This window comes from Shewanella sp. UCD-KL12, from assembly GCF_001957125.1.
GTDB lineage: Bacteria > Pseudomonadota > Gammaproteobacteria > Enterobacterales > Shewanellaceae > Shewanella.
In genome coordinates this window covers 1-883 of record NZ_MPHJ01000046.1, presented here as the reverse complement: position 1 = coordinate 883, position 883 = coordinate 1, and the positions used below count along the sequence as shown (strand labels likewise).

General features: G+C 46.4%; 2 rRNA genes. Both read left to right on the top strand.

The features are described from left to right. A 16S ribosomal RNA gene (locus BM736_RS24755) occupies positions 1 to 280 on the top strand; the annotation flags it as partial. 325 nt (positions 281 to 605) lie between these two features. Then, positions 606 to 883, top strand: a 23S ribosomal RNA gene (locus BM736_RS24750); the annotation flags it as partial.

Here is an 883-nt window from a genome sequence, read left to right as displayed (position 1 = left end):
CGCGAGGTGGAGCTAATCCCACAAAGCCGGTCGTAGTCCGGATTGGAGTCTGCAACTCGACTCCATGAAGTCGGAATCGCTAGTAATCGTAGATCAGAATGCTACGGTGAATACGTTCCCGGGCCTTGTACACACCGCCCGTCACACCATGGGAGTGGGCTGCACCAGAAGTAGATAGCTTAACCCTTCGGGGAGGGCGTTTACCACGGTGTGGTTCATGACTGGGGTGAAGTCGTAACAAGGTAGCCCTAGGGGAACCTGGGGCTGGATCACCTCCTTACCTATACGACTAACTCAATATTTGCTGAGTGTTCACACAGATAACTTGTTCTTGTTAGAGCGAGTGGCACGCCCGAGCGGCGATGCTTGTTCTTTAAAAATTTGGAAAGCTGATAGTGTTAATGTGAAAGGGACAAYGATGAACTTATTCGTAAGTGATTGGTTGTTTATAGCATTAGCGCGAAATATTTATAATTGAGTTCTCAAAACACTTAAATCAAGTGCCCGAATCATAGCAATATGRTTCATGAGTATTCTTTTGGCGAAAGTAAACACCATTAGTTGCGATACAGTGCATGTAGGTTACAAACTTATGTGGGTTGTATGGTTAAGTGACTAAGCGTATACGGTGGATGCCTTGGCAGTCAGAGGCGATGAAGGACGTAGTAACTTGCGAAAAGCGTTGGCGAGCTAGTAACAAGCATTTGAGCTAACGATGTCCGAATGGGGAAACCCACTTACATAAGTAAGTATCACAACATGAATACATAGTGTTGTGAGGCAAACCCGGGGAACTGAAACATCTAAGTACCCGGAGGAAAAGAAATCAACCGAGATTCCCCTAGTAGCGGCGAGCGAACGGGGATTAGCCCTTAAGCATAGA